17 protein-coding genes are annotated in these 16,093 nt (G+C 59.2%); 6 read left to right on the top strand and 11 right to left on the bottom strand.

Going from position 1 to position 16,093, the window contains the following annotated elements:
- Positions 1–67 precede the first annotated feature (67 nt).
- From EE36_RS02185 to EE36_RS02170, 4 genes are all read right to left on the bottom strand, one after another.
- A complete protein-coding gene (locus tag EE36_RS02185) occupies positions 68–913 on the bottom strand; it encodes a flagellin (RefSeq protein WP_039911387.1) in 846 nt (281 codons plus the stop codon).
- A gap of 131 nt (positions 914–1,044) precedes the next feature.
- The gene (locus EE36_RS02180; protein ID WP_005849025.1) at positions 1,045–1,536 is read right to left on the bottom strand and encodes a hypothetical protein; all 492 of its coding nucleotides are present in this window, start codon (positions 1,534–1,536) and stop codon (positions 1,045–1,047) included.
- Positions 1,533–1,835: a hypothetical protein gene (locus EE36_RS02175; protein ID WP_005849024.1), complete on the bottom strand. Its 303-nt coding sequence runs from the start codon at positions 1,833–1,835 to the stop codon at positions 1,533–1,535. The genes EE36_RS02180 and EE36_RS02175 overlap by 4 nt, the downstream gene beginning before the upstream one ends.
- Positions 1,835–2,992 (bottom strand): flagellar basal body P-ring protein FlgI, encoded by a 1,158-nt coding sequence (locus tag EE36_RS02170; protein ID WP_039911415.1) that lies wholly within the window; start codon positions 2,990–2,992, stop codon positions 1,835–1,837. Before EE36_RS02170 ends, EE36_RS02175 begins: the two co-directional genes overlap by 1 nt.
- A gap of 174 nt (positions 2,993–3,166) precedes the next feature.
- Between EE36_RS02170 and EE36_RS02165 the strand changes: the two genes are divergently transcribed.
- Complete coding sequence (locus EE36_RS02165; RefSeq protein WP_005849021.1) at positions 3,167–3,871, top strand: response regulator transcription factor; 705 nt, start codon at positions 3,167–3,169, stop codon at positions 3,869–3,871.
- Here EE36_RS02165 and EE36_RS02160 read toward each other — a convergent pair whose 3' ends face one another.
- The 4 genes from EE36_RS02160 to EE36_RS02145 form a co-directional block, all read right to left on the bottom strand.
- Complete coding sequence (locus EE36_RS02160) at positions 3,872–4,951, bottom strand: flagellin (RefSeq protein WP_005849020.1); 1,080 nt, start codon at positions 4,949–4,951, stop codon at positions 3,872–3,874.
- Between the two features lie 10 nt (positions 4,952–4,961).
- Positions 4,962–6,380, bottom strand: coding sequence for a flagellar hook-associated protein FlgK (gene flgK / locus EE36_RS02155; protein WP_005849019.1), 1,419 nt, complete (start codon positions 6,378–6,380; stop codon positions 4,962–4,964).
- A gap of 26 nt (positions 6,381–6,406) precedes the next feature.
- A complete protein-coding gene (locus tag EE36_RS02150; protein ID WP_005849017.1) occupies positions 6,407–7,708 on the bottom strand; it encodes a flagellar hook protein FlgE in 1,302 nt (433 codons plus the stop codon).
- A gap of 129 nt (positions 7,709–7,837) precedes the next feature.
- A complete protein-coding gene (locus tag EE36_RS02145) occupies positions 7,838–9,655 on the bottom strand; it encodes a lipopolysaccharide assembly protein LapB (RefSeq protein WP_254655534.1) in 1,818 nt (605 codons plus the stop codon).
- 118 nt (positions 9,656–9,773) lie between these two features.
- Between EE36_RS02145 and EE36_RS02140 the strand changes: the two genes are divergently transcribed.
- The 5 genes from EE36_RS02140 to EE36_RS02120 are packed head-to-tail and all read left to right on the top strand — an operon-like array spanning position 9,774 to position 13,212.
- A complete protein-coding gene (locus EE36_RS02140) occupies positions 9,774–10,505 on the top strand; it encodes a flagellar hook-basal body complex protein (protein WP_235183701.1) in 732 nt (243 codons plus the stop codon).
- Between the two features lie 21 nt (positions 10,506–10,526).
- Positions 10,527–11,312: a flagellar basal-body rod protein FlgG gene (gene flgG, locus EE36_RS02135; protein ID WP_005849013.1), complete on the top strand. Its 786-nt coding sequence runs from the start codon at positions 10,527–10,529 to the stop codon at positions 11,310–11,312.
- Between the two features lie 12 nt (positions 11,313–11,324).
- Positions 11,325–12,008: a flagellar basal body P-ring formation chaperone FlgA gene (flgA, locus tag EE36_RS02130; protein ID WP_005849011.1), complete on the top strand. Its 684-nt coding sequence runs from the start codon at positions 11,325–11,327 to the stop codon at positions 12,006–12,008.
- Positions 12,005–12,742, top strand: a complete 738-nt coding sequence (locus tag EE36_RS02125) for a flagellar basal body L-ring protein FlgH (RefSeq protein WP_005849010.1) — start codon at positions 12,005–12,007, stop codon at positions 12,740–12,742. The genes flgA and EE36_RS02125 overlap by 4 nt, the downstream gene beginning before the upstream one ends.
- Before the next feature lie 14 nt (positions 12,743–12,756).
- Positions 12,757–13,212 carry a hypothetical protein gene (locus EE36_RS02120; protein ID WP_005849008.1) on the top strand — a complete coding sequence of 152 codons (456 nt, stop codon included), beginning with the start codon at positions 12,757–12,759 and terminating at the stop codon, positions 13,210–13,212.
- Between the two features lie 9 nt (positions 13,213–13,221).
- On the opposite strand, the gene EE36_RS02115 is transcribed toward EE36_RS02120, so the two are convergent.
- The 3 genes from EE36_RS02115 to EE36_RS02105 are packed head-to-tail and all read right to left on the bottom strand — an operon-like array spanning position 13,222 to position 16,028.
- Entirely contained in the window at positions 13,222–13,893 is a 672-nt protein-coding gene (locus EE36_RS02115; protein WP_005849006.1) for a flagellar hook assembly protein FlgD, read from the bottom strand.
- Positions 13,894–13,906: 13 nt separating this feature from the next.
- Positions 13,907–15,355, bottom strand: a complete 1,449-nt coding sequence (locus EE36_RS02110) for a flagellar hook-length control protein FliK (protein ID WP_005849005.1) — start codon at positions 15,353–15,355, stop codon at positions 13,907–13,909.
- Position 15,356: 1 nt separating this feature from the next.
- Positions 15,357–16,028, bottom strand: coding sequence for a sigma-70 family RNA polymerase sigma factor (locus EE36_RS02105; RefSeq protein WP_005849004.1), 672 nt, complete (start codon positions 16,026–16,028; stop codon positions 15,357–15,359).
- Positions 16,029–16,093: the final 65 nt, after the last annotated feature.

Genomic DNA, 16,093 nt, shown 5'->3' with positions numbered 1-16,093 from the left:
GCCACTTCGTCAGAGCCCCTCCCCACCAGTGGCGGAGAGGGGTTTTTCATATAACGCCTGAACCGAATTAACGGAACAAGCTCAGGATGTTCTGAGGCGCCTGGTTTGCAATCGACAAGGACTGCGTCGCCAGCTGCTGCTGAACCTGATAGGCTTGCAAACGCGCCGCTTCTTCTTCCATATCCGCATCAACCATCGAGCTCACACCGGAATCCAGCGTGTCTGTCAGGCTGTCGATGAACTCCATCTGACCTTCCAAGGCGTTTTCGGTGATGCCGAGAGACGTAGCTGCAGTAATGGAGTTCGCAAGCTCACCTTCGGCTGTAGCAAGATCAGCTGCAAGATCAGTTGAGGTTTCGACGTTGATAGCTTCCATCGCTGTCTTGATCGCACCAAGATCAACACCATCGAAAGTATAGGTTGTAGTGCCAAAGCCGCTTGAGTCTCGTTTTACACCGTTCACCAAAGTAACTGCATTAGGTGTAGTCGAGGTGGCCATTCTGGTACCATCGACCAGATTGTCCCCATTGAAGGTTGCTTGCTCAATCGCGGTGCCCATGTTTTCAACAAGCGCATCGATTTCGAGCTGAACATCCGCGCGGTTTACACCATCGGTTTGAGCGAAAGCAACACGCTCGACGATCTGCTGCGCGATGTCGGAAACGGTTTCGGCACCCAGACGGGCTGTCGCGACGGAGTTCTTGGTCGCGGTCATGCCTTCGTTGATGGCTTTGAACATGCCGCTGTCGCCTTTCATCGTCTCGGAGACGGCGAAATAGGCAGCGTTGTCTTTACCAGAGGCCACTTTCAGGCCTGTGGAAACACGGCTTTGGGTATCGTTGAGCCCGCGGTTCACGTCTTTCAACGTGGCCAGAGCGTTCATTGCGGAGCTATTGGTGAGAATGGACGACATTTAATGTTCTCCTTGCTTCTCGTATTGATCCAGTCTTCTGACTGAGGTCAGCCGTAAAGGCTAACCTGAACTACATAGCAGTTCAGGTTAAAGCAAGGTTAACAAATTGGGTAAAATCGACGGAACGCGCGTTAGAATTTCTGATCGACGTGCATATTCTTATCCGCAACGCCGCTCACACGCTGGCCCATCTTGCCATAATTTCCGTCTAGCGCATTGCGATTGCTGATCTTTTTGACCTCGCGCAGAATGGTGCGGGCGGCGACGGCCATGCGCGACAAAATTGCGCTATCCTCTTCAATCGCCCCCTTTAACTGCTTGAGGTGTGCCTTCACCTCCAGCTCAACCATAATCGGGTGATCCATAAAGGGTTCGACCAGCGGGGTTTGCAGCTCCAGCCACTTCAAAGCACGGGATTTTTCTTCGAAGATCGCGCTGACGACATCCAGATTGCCGGCTTTAATCGCATCCACCTCGCGGTTCAGCACGTCGATGGTGTCGTCGATTTTCGCGACATAGGCGTGAATGTTTTCCTCGTCCTGCGAGGTCAGCACCAGCTGATCAGGGGCGTCGCCCTCGGGCGCGGGGCCCCGTTGACCGAAACGGAAGGTGCGCGGGGTCATTCGCCCTGCTCCGCAAATTTGGCTTTGCCCTGCCCGTAGGCGTCCAGCATTTGCGACACGCTACCGGAAAAGCCCAAACCGCCCTGCTCTACCAACTGGCCAGCGACGGCTTCGGACATGAAGGACCGCCACATATCCGCCTGCTGTTCCCCGCCGAAAGCAGAGGCACCGGCGGTTTTCATCATCTCGTCGACGAACTGGGTTAAGAACACCTTTTCGAATTCTTTACCTGTCTGCACCGCGCGGTCGGGTTTGGCGATATCGAAAGTCGGCAGGGATGGGGGGATTGAACCGGTCATCAGATAATCTCCAGATCGGCGTGAAGCGCCCCTGCGGCTTTGATTGCCTGCAAAATCGCAATCGTTTGCCGTGCGCCGACGCCGATGGCGTTCAGCCCGTCGACAAGCTCTTGCAGGCTCACGTCACCGTTGAGAATGGTAAAGCTGCCGTCAGTTTCTTCGATATCAATCTCGGTCTCCGGCACGATCACGGTCGTCCCCCCGATAGAGATAGGTTCCTCGCTGATCACGGCCGTATTTCCGCCAAGGCTGATCGGACCGGGCTGGCTGACGCCGAAATTCTCGCGCACGCGCACGGTCAGGCCACCCTGGCTGATCGCGACCTGCGCGATGCGCACGTCCGAGCCCATGACGATGGTGCCCGATTTTTCGTCAATCACGACCCGCGCCACGGCGTCCGGAGTGACCAGCAGGTTTTCCACCGCCATAATCGTCTCCGGCGCGTTGCGTTTGTCACCGACCCAGACCTCGATCGTGCCGGAATCCAGCACCTCGACCTGACTGGACCCAAGGTGTTTCGCAATGGCTTCGCGCACGCGATCCGCCGTGGTAAAATCGGGGTTATTCAGCGCAATCCGGATACTGTCGAGCTGAAAGAGGCTGAATTCGATCTCGCGTTCGACGATAGCCCCGTTTTCGATCCGCGCGATGGTCGGCACGCCATCCACAACGCTCGCGGCATTGCCATCCACCCGGTAGCCCGAGGCCGCAACCGCGCCCTGCCCCACGGCATAGACTTCACCATCCGCGCCCGTCAGCGGGGTGATCAACAAGGTGCCGCCCCGCAAACTCGTCGCATCTCCAAGCGAAGAGACCGTGATATCGATGGGCGAGCCGCGCCTCGCAAACGGGGGCAGCTTGGCCGTAACCATCACGGCGGCGGTGTTCTTGGTTTTCAGCGCCTCGCCATCAAGGTTCGCAACGCCAAGCCGTTCAAGCATCCCACGAATGGATTCACGGGTGAACGGGCTGGAGTTCAGCTTGTCCCCCGTCCCCAGAAGCCCGACAACGAGGCCATATCCGATCAGATGGTTTTCCCGCACACCTTCAAAATGCGCAATATCCTTGATCCGGACCTCGGCCCAGGACGGCATCGCGGGCACAACCAAAAGTGTTGCGGCGGCAAGCGCCTGCAGGCAGCGCAACAGGCGGGTCATGGGGCGTCGCTGGCTGTGCGCCATTGCGAAATCTCCGGTACAAGAACAGTTCAACTATCCTTGGCATAATCACGTAATAACCGGATTTATACAAGTTAAATCATCTATTAATTGTTGCTACCGCAGAATATACTTGCTACCGATAGGAATAGTCAGGGTTTAGGGCACACAAACATGCGCATGTATATTTTCGAACAGCGGAAAGAACGATGCGCCGGCCTTACGGCAGAGCTGCGCAGCGCAGGTATCGAGCTTCAGTTCGTCACCGCCGAGTTTTTCACGACGGGCCTTGGCCCATTGCTGCAACCGGGCCATCAGACCAATGCGGTTCTGATCGGTGAATGTGACGATACGCGTGAATATATCCGCGCGATGCGTACCGCAGGCTGCGTCAATCCGGTGATCGTGCTCAAGGATTTCCGCAACGCCAAGGATACGTCGGACCTGCTGAACCTTGGCGCGGATGATGTGATCGTCAGCCCGATCCGTGGCGCCGAAGTGCTGTCGCGGACTAATTCGATCATCCGGCGTCACTATGGCCATGCCTCCGAAAGCGTGATCGTCGGAGAGCTGACCGCCTATTTCGACGGGCGCGATCCGATTGTATCGGGCAGCCGCATCAAACTGTCGAAACGGGAATATTCGGTGTTCCAGCATCTTGCGCTGAACTCGAACAAAGTCATCTCTAAAGACGCGATTTATGACGCAATCTACGGCAGCAGCATCGATCAGCCCTTCGATAAGGTCATCGACGTCTACATCTGCAAGCTGCGCAAAAAGCTCGCTTCCGCGTCGAAGTCAGGCTGGCAGTATATCGAAACCGTGCATGGCCGCGGCTACAAGCTAAGCTCGCCCGAGGTGACGTCGAAAGCCGGCTGATCAGCGCAGGTAATTCAGGATCGACAGGCTCGATAGCCGCGAGGAAACCTGATAGCTCGCCTGCAACTGCGTCTCGAGGCTATTCATGCGCGTGATCGCCTCGTAGGGATCAACACTTTCGTAGTTCGAGATTTGCGTCCGCTGCACCAGCGACAGATCGGTCAGCTGCGTTTGGGTCTTCTCGACGATCTGCTGGTTGAACCCGATCCGCGCCGAGATATCCAACATACCCTCTTGCGACGCCGACAGGCTGTCGACCACCTCTGACATCCAGGTGCTATAGGCCGCTTCGTCCATCTGGCTCACGTCGGTCACGGCCAGCATCGCCAACCCTTTGTAGGCATCGCGGAAAGACTGGTCATTGGCGCGCACACCGTAGACGACCTCTTGGCCGGTATTCACCCAGGCGCTGATCTGTTTTGTCTCGGCCCCACTGGCATCACGCTCGGGCGAGCCTTGATAGAAGGTGCCCTGAAAGTTCCGGCTGGCGTCGGCGTCTTGCGAGTTGAACACGGTCTCTAGCTGATCCGCGATGGCTTGGGCGCTGGCTGGGTCGGTTGGACCGGTGCCAAAAATCTCTTCGACCACCGATTGCGGTGAACGGCCTGTGTCGGCACTGGTTTCAGGCCAGCGGGTCAGCGAGGTCTTGTTGGATTCCAGCCCCGAAAACAGGTTCTCGCCATTATACGACGTGTTCATCGTCGACACGAGGCTTTCCAGCGCGGCGCGGGCCTGCATCTGCAACACCTCGGCCCCGTTGCCATTGCGTGTGGCATTGACCAGCGCGCTTTCCAGCACCGATTGTACCTGCGTGCGTGCCGCATCGACGGACGCAAGCATCGCGTCAAGCTTGCTCGCCAGCACGTCGTTCGATGTCATGAAGGTTTGCGTATTCGCCTCGCGCCCGTGCAGCTTCATCACCGAGGCCGCGCGCGGGCCCAGATCGGCATAGATGTCGGCCTTTTTTCCGGTAGAGACTTCTTCGCTCACCCGTTGCAATTCCAGCGTCGTGCGCTGCACGTTCTGACGGTTGAAAAGGTTAAACTGGAACGACGAAAAACTGCTGATACCTAGAACCATTGTCCCTGCCTCATACCGCTGCGATCAGCGTGTCGATCATCTCTGACACTGCTGTAAGCACTCTGGAGTTTGCCGCATAGCTTTGTTCAATCAACAGCAGTTGCTGCATCTCGTCATCAATATTCACACCCTCAGAATTGCGCCGCGCGGACATCACGACCTCGGCCGCAGAGGCCGCGGCGTTAAAGTCATTCTCTGCCCGTGCGCGCGTGGCCGCTTGGCTGGTGATCATCTCTGCCGAAAAATCGCGCAAGGTGACCTCGGCCGGAATACCCGTGCCCGTCGCTGCATTCATCGCCGTGTCGAGCCCTGCCAGAAATGCGTTGATCTGCACCGTTTCAGACCCTGCACCGGGGGACGTGGCCCCAAGACCATCTCGGATACGCCAAACTTCGGCGTCGCCGGTAGAGGAGATTTTGCTGTTTATTTGCAAACGGCTCGCCAGGCCGGTGATATTCGCCGGATCAAACGCATTGCCATTATCGGTAAAAAGCCCCGCCTCGCCCGGTGCAAGGCTGGCATCGGCATCCTCAAACGTCTGGATCAGCCCCCGCGCGTATTCGTCCAACTGTTGACTAAACTGCGGAATAGTCTCTCTCTTCAGCTCGGAAAGCCCCGCAAGACTGCCGTGCTGAATACCACGCACACCGTCTTTGAACGGGGTGATATCCTGATTGCCCGCCATCAATGTGCCGTCGCTGGGGTTAAAGGTTACATCCTGTACGACGCGCCCCTCCAGCAATGCGGCCCCGCTGACCGTATAAAGGCTGATCGATCCGTTCGAAGACCGATGTATCCGCGTGTCAACGATCCCGGAAATCTGGTCAAGGATCGTGTCGACCTTTTCATCAAACTGCGCGGCCTCCAGCGAACCGGGGGTAAAGCCGCTGCCCGAGGCATTCAGATCGCGCAACTGGTATAGGGCCGTGTTCAGGTCCGCGACTTCATAGCGGATTTCCATATTCACGTCGTTCAACGTCGTGGACAGCGTTGTCGCCGCCCCTTTGACCGACCGCACCAGATCCTCTGCCGCCAGCGCAACGGATGTCTGCGCCCCGTTCGACGACGGCATATTGACCAGCGTTGTCAGGCTGTTCTGGAAATCGTTAAACCGGTCCGCGGGCGATGTGCCGTCCCCGGGTTGCCCCAGATAGGCGGTATAGGTGGTCAGCCCTTCCTGAATAGACTGATACTGCGTCATCCGACTGTTTTCGAGCCGCGACATCCGTTGCAGCGTCGCATCGACCTCGCGGCGGACCTCGCTGATGACGGCACCGCCCTGCCCGCCGCTGGCGGTGACCAGCACCGCCTCGCGCCGGACATAACCGGGGGTCATCGCATTCGACACGTTATCCGCCGCGATCCGCGACTGACCCTGTGTCGTATGCAAACCGGCTGTGGCCGAATTCAGCGCGCCCGAAAGGCTCATGTCATGCTCCGGTCAGACCGTCTGGCTTATCGTTTCAGACGGGTGGTTTCATCCATCATATCGTCGACGGTGGTGATCACTTTGGCATTGGTCGAAAATGCCCGCTGCGCCTTGATCAGGTCGGTCATCTCTTGCGCAATGTCCACGTTAGACCCTTCAAGCGCACCGGCGTTGATCGACCCCACGGTCGAGGAATTGGCCTGCAATGCAGAGAACGACCCTGTTTCACCCGACAGGCGATAGGCGTTGCCCTTCACTTCGACCAGCCCGTTGGGGTTGGCGACGACAGCGACGGGAATGTCATAAAGCGCGCGGCGCATGCCATTATCGAAAACGCCGAACAATGTGCCGTCTTCGGTAATCTCGGTGCGCACCAGCTCGCCCGCGCTGGACCCGTCCCGATCAAACGCGAGGCTGAAGTCCCCCGCGAACTGGCTGATCCCGTCGAATGCGCCGGGCTTGCCAAGGGTGATGTCGATCTCTTGCGGGACAACCCCGTTATCAAGGGTGATCGTCGCCACGCCTGTCGCAGGGTCCACGGTAAAGGCGGCAGGTGCCGTCGCGGTGGAATTGATGTTGCTATAGCTCAGCGGCGACCCCGCCGCAGGTCCGGCGTTATTGAACTCGATCGTGACACTGCCCAGCCCATTGCCATTCTGATCCGCAATCGCCAGATCCCATGTGTTCGCCGTGGTGCCAGGTGCCCAGGAAAAGCTCACGCGTTGGCTTTCACCCAAGGCGGTGAACACTTCGGACGAGGTGACAAAAGGTGCGCCGGGATCGGCTTGGCCTGTGTCCTGCGATGGCAGGTTGCCAAAGGCCGTGATGGTCGAGGTCACGCCGGCAGAGATGTTCAGATTGCCGATGTTGACCGTTTCCATATCCTTGAAGGACGTCCGGTCGACCGACCCGATGTCCCCTTCCAGCCCGTAGGGGTAGCCCGCAAGATAATATCCCGCCGCGTTCTTCAGGTTGCCCTGCTCATCCGGCAAGAACGACCCCGCGCGGGTCAGCATGTAGTTGGTCTGCACTGTCTCGTTCGGGTTCATCGACACTGCGAAAAAACCGTTCCCGCCAATCGCCAGATCGGTAGAGGAGTTGGTCGAGATCAGGCCGCCTGCTGTCGCGATGTCCAGCTCTTCAACGGCGTTGACCGACAAGACCCCGTCGCCATTCCCGCCCGAGGCAGTGGTCGTGACCATATGCGCGAACCCGCGGCGGTACCCCACCGTGTTCGAGTTTGCGATGTTCTCGGAGATGCTGCCAACCGCCTTGGAGTTGGCGCGCAGCCCGCTGACACCCGTCTGAAGCGCACTTGAAATGCTCATTTTCCTACCTCGTTGTCGTTCTTGGTATTCTTGCCTAACAGGACAAATAATCGAATTGGTTTAAAGAAGGTTAAATTTTCGCGATTTATTTTTGTCTAACCTTGGTTTAGCCGAAATTTGTAGCCGAGTTCATGGAGATATCCCTGAATTCGCGATGCTTTCAAAGGCATTCTCTAGCTGCTCCAGCCGCTTCGCCGCCCCGCCCGCGCTCAGCGGCAGCACGTTATCGCGCACCTCGGATATGCTATTCGCTAGTGAAATCAGGTCTTTAGACGGTGTGAGACTGGGGAACGAGCGCGTCACCTGCTGCAACGTCTCTTGGTCTTCGGACCGATAGGCCGCGATCAACAGACGTGTGGCATCCTGCAAGGAAAAATCCTGCGGATATGTCCGCCAAAGCTGCGAAAGAACGTCCGCCGCCTGCGGCCAGCGCTCTTCCTCCGACAGCGCGAGGCCCACATCTCGCAAATGCTGCGCCGTTGGTGCATCGACAGACGCCTTCAGCAACGCAGGCTTATCCCCCAGCTTAGAGAGGGTTTGCGCCAGCAAACTCTGATGCGCCTCCTCCATCTCGGGGGCGATACTTACGTCCATCAGTTCCAACGTCAGCCGTGCATCGGCGAATTGCCCCCCCTGCACCTGCGCTTGCGCAAGCTTCATGTTCAGGCGAAAAATCTCGGCCGCGCGGGAGGTGCCTTGTTCTTCCTGCTTTTCTTGCAAGATACGCACGGCACGACGGTATTCCTTGGCCGCCAGATCGGTCGACCCCAGCTTCAAGACATAATCACCCAGTGTTTCAATCTGCGTCGTGAACCCTTCGGTATAGCGGAAATAGGGTAGCAAACGCAGATGCAGCGCGACCCAAGCCGACAGCGGATACTGCCCCTCGCCCCCTGCTTTATAGATATCTGCCAGCAATTCTTGCGCCTGCGCCTCAATCGGGGCGGCTTCGGCACGTTCGGGGAACCGCAGCAAAATACGGCCAAGGGTCAACACCGCTTCGGGATGATTGCCCAATGCATGGTACACCCGTTCAAGCCGACGCAATACTTCCAGCTCGTACCGCCCGCCGCGCCAAGCCTCTGATCCGCCCTCTAGGGTCGATTGTGCCGCCAGCAGCGCCCCTCTTCCGCCATCGGCAAGCGCCATATCCGCAACCGCCAAACGGGCGCGCACGGCGTATTGGTCCCAGCCCTCTGCCGCTTCCAGATAGATCTTGAGCGCGGTCGCCGCGTCCCCCCGCTTTTGCGCGGCCCGTGCACGCAGGAATGTTCCGGATGCGGCCCCGGCCAGCTCTGGCATTTCGTCCAGCAGGCGCAGGGTCGCGTCGACATATTCGCGCTTATCCAGCTCAATCGCCGCCTCAAGCAGCACAGGCAGAACGGCCCTCACGACGGACTCCGGCTGTGTGCTCAGCCCGCCAAAGCTTGGCTCGATATTATCCGACAAGCGCCGAACGTCGGAGGTGGCAATCGCGTCCAGACTGGCCCAAAAGGCGCGATCTGGTCGGTTGCCTGCCAGCGGAGACGTGTTGAAAGGGGGCGTTACCGCGGTCGGTGCTACCCCCGCCAGCAGACGCACCGCGTCGGACAGCGCACGGTGACGGCGTTTATGAACCGGCGTATCAGGGGTCACTTCGGCAAGGATAGAGCCCGCCTCGAACAGCAGCATATGGGCCATATAGAGTTCGGCCACATCCATCATCACCCGCGTCTGGTCGCTGCCCCGCTGGCTGCCGAGCTTGGCAATGTTGTGCCGCAAATCATCGCGCAACCCGTCAGGAGACCAGCGCCGCAAATCCAGATCCCGCCGCCATGTCTGCCCTGCGTCCAACGCGCTGTGATCCAGCGTATCAACCACATCAGAGGGCGCGGCCACAAGTACACCCGCCGGAACCGCAAGAACCAGCAACGCCTTAACGACCGTTATGCAAATATACTGGCGCACACCTATCCTTGAGAGTGTAAATAGAACTTGCCTTATCCTTGTATTCATGAAAATTTGTATTTGCAATGACATGTACAATGCGTTTTTTCGTGATGCTTCAGCACCGCCGGAGGATGAGATGAGCAATATCAGTTATGTGGCGCTTTCTCAGGCAACTGCGCTGACCCGCAGCATGGACACGACGGCGCATAACCTCGCCAACGCCACGACCTCGGGCTACAAGGCGATCCATCCGGTGCTTGAATCCGTGCCCGATGGCAGCGGCGACAACGCGATCAACTATGTGCGCGAAAGCGGGACGTACCTTGAACTTGCCGACGGTCCGTTGATGCAGACCGGCAACCCGATGGACATCGCCGTGGCCGGTGATGGCTGGCTCAGCTTCCAGCTGCCCGGCGGTGAAACCGGCTACAGCCGGCACGGGCGCCTTGTTGTGGATGTGGACGGCCAATTGAAAACCGCAGGCGGTATGCCCCTGCTTGGCGTGGGCGGCGGGCCTGTCGTGCTACCCGATGATGTGGGGGACGAGGTGGTGATCACCACCAGCGGCACCGTGACCAACCCCCAAGGCGCGGTGCTTGGCGCGGTCAGCGTTGTTGCGATCAACGAGGCGGCGCAGATGCTGCCCATGGGCGCGGGCATGTACCAGTTGCCCCCGAACGCAGGTCAGCCGCAGCAGATGGAGAACCCGCAGGTCAAACAGGGCTTTATCGAGGGCAGCAACGTGAACGCCGTCCTCGAAATGACCCGTCTGATCGACATCCAACGGGCCTATGAGAATTCGGTCAAACTGATGGGGTCGGACGATGATCTGACCCGCACGGCCATCCAGAAACTTGGGCGCGTATAACGCCGCCGGAAGGAGCATAAGATGAAAGCACTCGGGATCGCGGCCACGGGCATGTTGGCGCAACAGACCAACGTTGACGTTATCGCCAACAACATCGCCAACGCCAATACCACCGGCTTTAAAAGCGGGCGCGCCGCGTTTCAGGATCTGGTCTATCAAAGCTTTGCGAGCGCTGGATCGCTGACCTCCGAAGAAGGCACTGCGCGGCCCGTAGGCACTGATATCGGCTTGGGCGTGCAAGCGGCGGGCGTGATCCGTCACAACATCCAGGGCGGCTTGATCCAGACCGAAAACCAGCTGGACCTCGCGATCGAGGGGCGCGGCTATTTCACCGTGAACCGTCCCGATGGCACACAGGCCTTTACCCGCGACGGGAACTTCCAGCTCAGCGCCGAAGGCCAGCTGGTCACCCTGAACGGCTATGAGGTAGAGCCCGCGATCATCGTGCCCGAACTGACCCGTCAGGTTGAAATCAACCAGGAAGGCGTGGTCATGGCTTATGTCGAAAACGACCCTGAACCGGTGGAACTGGGCCAGTTGAACTTTGCGACCTTCCTGAACGAAGCGGGCCTGAAACCCGTCGGTGACAACTTGATGGAGCAGACCGCCGCATCGGGTGAGCCTGTGCAGAACGTCCCCGGCACCCCCGGCGTCGGCATCACACGGCAGGGATATCTTGAACAGTCGAACGTCAACATCATCCAGCAGATCACCGACCTGATTTCAGCACAGCGCGCCTACGAGATGAACTCCAAGGCAATCGAGACCGCCGATCAGATCATGACCACGACGAACCAGATCAAGTAACGGGTTGAACCGATGAAACGTGTTGCCATTGCCCTTTTCGTGTTGTTCCAGCTTGCCGCCGCTCTTGTGGTGGCGGGCCCTGTGCTTGCTCAAGCCGTGCCCGTGACCGACCTGATCGAGGAACGCGCCGTCGCCGAACTGGGTGCCACTTTGCCCGCGAAAGCCAAACTGGATATCCGCATGGCCGAGGGGATGATCAAGAAGGGCAACTTCGTGCAGGAGTTCTGGATCGACCCTGACTCGGGCCAATTCATCGCAAATGTGGTAACCGACAGCGGTGTCCCGCAACGCGTATGGGGTCTGGCGATGGTGACATTGACCGTGCCTGTTCCCAACCGGCGCATCGTGCCCGATGAAATCGTCCGCGCCCAGGACGTATCGCTGGTCGAAATGCCGATGCAGCGGGTCGGCAGCTATGCGATCAATGAATATGAACAACTCGTCGGCCAGCAGGTGCGTCGTATGCTGGTCACCGGCCGCCCCGTCCCGCGCAATTCGGTCATGCCGCCCCGTATCATCAGCCGCGGTGAAAAGGTCAAAATCCGCCTGACCCACGGCGGGTTGCAGCTAACGGCCAAAGGACGTGCCCTGGATGATGCCCATAAGGGTCAGGAACTGCGCGTCGTCAATCTTTCCAGCAACAAGGCCCTGTCGACCATCGCGATGGCAGCAGGCGTCGTCGAGGTCGTACAATGACATCCCTTCGTTTTCCCGCTCGGCTCGGCTGCCTGCTTGCAGCTTCGGCGCTTTTTCTGGCGGCCTGTGGTGATTTTCAGGAAACCCACAACCCCACGGTCAGCGATCTGACGCTCAGCCCCGACCACATGGGCGAGGTCAACCGCGTGAGCATCCCGATGCCTCTGCCCAAAGCGCCTGAACAGCCCAAACGCGCGGATCAGGCCAGCCTCTGGAGCAATTCAACACCGCGTCTGTTCCAGGACCGTCGCGCCGGCGACGTGGGCGATCTGGTCACCGTTCTGATCGATATCGATGACCGCGCGCAGTTGCAAAATGCCACAGGGCGCAGCCGATCCTCCTCCACTGGGGTGGACGACCCCGATATCCTGAACTTCGACACCTCGACCGACAGCGGACAGCTGATTGGCCTGTCGAGCAGTTCGTCCAGCGAAGGCGAAGGGTCGATCCGCCGGAACGAGACCATACGCTTGCGCGTGGCCGCCCTTGTGATCCAGACCCTACCTAACGGGAATTTCGTGATCGCCGGACGGCAAGAGGTCAAGGTGAACAACGAACTGCGCGAGCTGCGCATCGCTGGCATCATCCGCCAGTCCGATATCAACGTCGGGAACACCATCGACTATGACAAAATCGCCGAGGCACGGATCACCTATGGCGGACGCGGGCAGATTTCGACGGTGCAAACCGCGCGCTACGGTCAGGACGCGCTTGAAGTGTTCCTGCCCTACTAAGGCGGGACGCGGGCGTGATCAAATACATCATCATCGCCGTTTGCGTGATTGGTGCGGGGGCCATGGGCTATGTCGGGGAACGCTTTATGCGGCCAACGACATCAGCCCCCTCGGATCAGGCGGCCACGCAAGAGTTGATGTTCAAGATGCCCTTGGGCAAATTCACCATGCAAATCATCCAGAGCCGCAAAATCCTGCATCTGGTGTTTGACATGGATGTCTATGTCATGGGGGCTTCGTCGTTTCACGAGATCAACGGTGCCGTCGGGCGCGCCCGTTTGCGTGACGCGACCGTTTCAGCGATCGCCGAGCTTGCGGAAACCGACCTGAGCCTCGCCCAACCGATCGAAGAAGAAGCCCGCAAAGCAGAGCTTGCCGCGCAAATCGTGCGCAAGCTCTACGTTAATTTCCCGGCAGTACGTACGGCGCGGCTGAACAGCTTTTACGCCAATACCAGCCTGCGCAACTGACGGATCCGATCAGCTCGCCGATTTCACGGTGATCGACGACGCCGTTTCGCCGCCGTCCAGACCAAAGATGATCTCTCCCTCGCGGAAACGTACATCTTCGACGCGGGCACTGCGCGACGGCTGGATCGCGATATTGTTGCCAGCGGCATCTTTCGCCGTCAGCACCACGGTGTATTTCCCCGCCAACTGCGCGTTGCCGTAATCGTCCTTGCCATCCCACCCCAGCGGGTTCGCGGTGCCCGATACCGTGGACAGACCGTTGATCGTACGCACATTGCGCCCCAGCGGATCATAGATTTTCGCGCTGACCTCGGCTGCGCCGGCCCCCACCTCGTATGAGGTCGAGCTCGTGCCATCTTCCAGCATCACCACATCGGATTGCACCGTAACATCGCGCCCCAAAAGATCGGTGCCCCCCAGATTCAGCAAGCCGCTGATCTGGCTGGTCAATGTCTCTAGCTGCGTGTTTGTCTGCACCGCTTGTTCCACCTGCGACAACTGCGCAAGCTGTGCGACGAACTGCGTGCTGTCGACCGGCTCAAGCGGATCCTGGTTCTGGATCTGCGCGGTCAGCAGGGTCAGGAACTTGGTATAATCCTCGCCCAACTGGCCCAGTGAATCCTGCGCCGAGCTTTGGTTCGTGCTTGTGAAATTGTTCAACAGTGTCTGGCTTGTCAGCATGGATCACACCCCCTTAGGTGAGAATATCAAGTTGTCCGTCATCCACCACATTTTTGTGTTGAACGCCAGCGGTCACAGGGCCTGCGCCGTCATCAATGCCCCCTCCGAACCCCGCGGTAGAGCGTTGTTGATCGCGCGCACCGTCGTCAGAGAACCCCTGCTGGAATTCAAAGCTGCCCGCGTCGGTAAACCCAAGCCCCTGCGCCAAAAGCTGGCGTTCATCACGCAGCGTTTGCAGCACGGCAGGGTTCTCGACACGGACTACAACGCGGGTGCCGCTGTCCTTGTCGGTGACGACCTCGATCTCGATTTGCCCCAACCCGCGCGGATGCAAGCTGACCGAGGTCCGGCCGTCTTTCGCCTCGACGGCCTTCACTTGCGAGATCAGCGCATCGGCAAAGGGTTTCGGTGCAGGTTTGGCCTGCGTCTCGGCACTTGGCGAGGCGGCTTTCAGATCGCTTGCTTGGTCAGCGAGGATCAGCGCGTTGCTTTCCACGGGCTGCGCCTGAACCACCTCGGCGGGCCGGAAGGTCGCGGTGACATCAACGGGCGCCTTGCCCTGTGCGGCTGCGCCATTCTGACCTGCGTTCAAAAAGGTCGGCTGCTCTGCCCCGAAAGCGGCCTGTCGCAACGGCGCGACGGGCGTATCCGCGTCGATCGATGGTTCTGGCGGGGCGGTTCCCTCAACAGCGGCCGCGGCTTGGAGTGCTGCACGCGGCGGGGTCGACACCTTGTCACTAATCTGCGGTTTAGGGACGGGTTGCACCGCCGCCCCTACCTGCGTTTGCGCAACGCTTTGAACCTCTGCCGTGGCAGCGATCGGTTGCTGTGCCGCTACTGCTGTCGCGGGGGCAGCAACAGCCTGCGGCACAACAGAGGTTTGCGGTGCGGGTGCCGCGATTTTGACATCGGTTTTCGCCTCGACAGGCGATGGTACCGCAGGTGCAGCCGCTTTGGGCGCGACCTTAACAGCGGTTTGCGTCACATTGGCCGCTACCGCGTCGGCGGCCAATGTCGGCGCGGCCAACGGCAACTGGGGGTCAGTTTCGCCAGCTACACCTTGCACGAACGTCTGTGGCACAGTGACAGCGGGAACGCTGACCGTGGCCGCGGTGGTCACCGCCCCCGTTGCTTGAGCGGTCGCCCCCTCGCCCGTCGGTTGGGCGGCCGTCATCAGACCGGTGAAGGATGCCTCCATCGACAGGGCCGTCGGATCGCCCGCTTGCTCTGTGGTCAGCGAAAGCCCCAGCACATCTGCCATCCCTTCGGCGGTAGCATCGTCACTACCCAGCAGAATAGGCTCACCATCGGGGCCGAGGGTGAAGGGCGGCACCGTCGCGCCTGCCTCGCCAATTGCGACGGTCCCCATCAGCGCGGCGAACCCTTCGGGCACGGCGCTAGAGCCCTTGCCGGTTTTCACGCCAGCCTGCCCCGTCATCAATGCGGATAGAGCGACATTCATCTCAGTGCATCTTGCTTGTCATGACGCCACGCGCCGCGAGCTCATACTTCAACCGCGACATCGCGCGACGTTCGATCTGGCGCAGCTTGGCGGGGGTGACCTCCATCCGCGTGGCAAGATCCTGAATACTTTCGGGGGGCTGCTGCAAGGTCCGTGCCCGCAGCACCTCGCGGTCCATCGGTTGAAGCCGTTCCATCGCCTCAAGCAATCGCGCGCGGATCAGGGTTTGCGACGACTGCGCGATCACGGCCTCTTCGGGGTTGGGGTCTTCCGACGCAAGCAGCGCAAAACTGTCATCGTCGTCAATGGAATGCTGCACTGTTTTCTGCACGCCCGCCGGAGTCTCGACAATGGCGCGCAGGTGGTTGCGGGCGGTCATCGTGGCGTTCTTGACCCACCATTTCGCATAGGTCGAAAACCGCACATCCCGGTCCAGATCAAACAGATCGGCGGCGTGGATCAACCCCAGTATCCCTTCGGAAATCAGGTCTTCGCGTTCGGCCTGATCATCGCTGAGCTTGCGCGCCCAGTAGAACACGATACGCGCATGGGACAGCACCAAGGATTCAAGTGCGAACTTATCTTTGCTAACCTGCCAATCCTTTAACAGGACACGTTCATCTTCCAACGCCAACATCGGCGCATTGCGCGCTGCTGCATAAGTTATTGTCATTGCCTGCCCAACTTTTTCCCCAACATGACCACACTTCACGAATCTGGGAAAGTTTATTTTGCTTA

It is taken from the genome of Sulfitobacter sp. EE-36 (genome assembly GCF_000152605.1).
Lineage (GTDB): Bacteria > Pseudomonadota > Alphaproteobacteria > Rhodobacterales > Rhodobacteraceae > Sulfitobacter > Sulfitobacter pontiacus.
The sequence above is the reverse complement of the archived record's forward strand: the minus strand, read 5'-3'. Positions and strand labels throughout refer to the sequence as shown.